Source organism: Kistimonas asteriae, from assembly GCF_018263925.1.
GTDB classification, from domain to species: Bacteria; Pseudomonadota; Gammaproteobacteria; order Pseudomonadales; family Endozoicomonadaceae; genus Kistimonas; species Kistimonas asteriae.
Window position 1 is genome coordinate 1 of sequence record NZ_JAEVHF010000041.1, and the last position, 1874, is coordinate 1874.

Consider the following 1874-nt stretch of genomic DNA (forward strand, 5'->3'; position numbering starts at 1 on the left):
TAACGAGTCTGTAGAAAATCTAAGAATGAAACCACAATGCCTTCATTGTTAATGAATGAAATCTGCTTCAGCTTTCTACAGACATATCGCTTGATGATTTCGTGTTTTATTTATCCGCTAATGGCTTAGCGAGTATTGAAGGCATCATGGGGCGAAAATGCCCCCGCTGGTCTGTCACCCATGCTTTTGCACCTTCTCCATTCGTTGTTGCAGCTTCTCTCCACCAAACCCGTGAATCTTCTTCAGGTTGTGAAGGGCACACATAAGCTGCCACTGCCCATTGACCTTGGGGCGTCCCCGCAATGTGAGTTCTGATAACCCCATAGCCTGCATATGGGCAAACGGGGGTTCGGCGACCGCCAGCCGTTTGCTGTAAATCCGTTTTCCAGCCGGGCTGTCGATCTTGTCTTTCATGATTTGCAGAACATCCGGTTTTTGCTGGTCGACTACCTCCTTATAAAAGAAGGCGACAGAGCGAGGCCTTTTCTGATCCAACCGACGCAGACACTGCGCCTTCATCGGACAATCCCGGCAATGGTGTACATAACCGCAGAACTGATAAGCAGGCTTCCCGCCAATCATCGCCTTCGCGCTGCTAAGCCACATGGGTTTCCCGGCCGGACAGGTACAGGTCATGGTGCGGGTATCGAACCGGAAATCCCGTGTCGTAAAGCGTCCGGTGGCAACCGTTTTGCCCCGCTGTCTGGCCAGCGCCGCCCGTTCCTTTTTATGCTGAACCCGGTAACGCCCGGCCTGATCAAAGTCAGGGTCACGCTGGCGGTACTGGTTGTCAGCGATATAGGCATCCACGTTCAACCTGGTAAGGGCTTCCAGGTTCTCCCTGGAATGAAAACCACTGTCTGCGGTGATCCTGGCGGTTTTGAAAATATCGCTATGTCCCAGCCAGCGACACTGGGCATCAATCGCTTTTACTGTCGGGATCAAGGTCGATTGTTCAGCACCATGGCCATAGGCTTCCCCGTGCATAATGACCTGGTGCTTACTGTCGACAGCCGCTACACCACAGTAACCCTGGATAACCCCTTTGGCAGTCTTCATCTTGGCGCTGTCCGGGTCGGTCACATTGCCTTTAAGCGGCTGGTTACGTTTATTGGTTCGCTCTGGCTGCTCCTTCAGGAACGTCTTGATACGGCGTGAGGCTTTTTTCAGTGTCTCAATACGCTGCTCATCGTCGCGTTGATGCTGAGGATTTACCTGCTCATGAGCATCATGTTCCCGATGGCGTTTCAACAAACGGGAAACGGCTTTCTCCAGCTTTTTCTTTTTACCCTTAAGCTCGCTGTGGGTGCCGCTCCACTCCTTGCTGGCGTTGGACGACATCTTGCGACCATCAATGGCAAACATGTCCTTACCGATCAGACCGAGTTGGTCGCAGATCATCAAGACTTGAATGAACAGTTGCCCGACCGGCTTGTACATACGGCTGATAAAGTCGGCAATGGTCGTAAAGTGAGGCTGACTGTCGGCGGAAAGCGCCATGAAAACCACATTCTCACGACAGGCTTTCTCAATCCTGCGGCTGGAGGTGATGCCGCGAGAATAGGCAAACAGCACCACCTTCAACAGCATGGCCGGATCATAAGCCAGACGACCGGTTTCATCGTTGTGATAATGGTCATGGAAGATGGACGTATCGATCTCATGATCCACGAGGTAATTCAGCGTGTACTCAAAAGAACCGGGAACTAGTTGCTCGGCCAGGTTAATCGGTAATAAAAGATTTTGACGAGTGTCGTACGGCTTGAAGCGAGGCATGGCGAGGCTCGAAATAGAACTCTGGGGCAGATTTCTAAAGGATATCTGCTATGCCGGGGACTGCCAGTGCTTCCAGACGTTTTTCTACAGACTCAACG

The 1874-nt window shown here is 51.8% G+C and carries 1 protein-coding gene; it reads right to left on the reverse strand.

Features of this window, described 5'->3' with window-relative positions:
• Positions 1 to 174 precede the first annotated feature (174 nt).
• A complete protein-coding gene (locus tag KHS78_RS22140) occupies positions 175 to 1776 on the reverse strand; it encodes an IS1182 family transposase (protein ID WP_211831190.1) in 1602 nt (533 codons plus the stop codon).
• Positions 1777 to 1874: the final 98 nt, after the last annotated feature.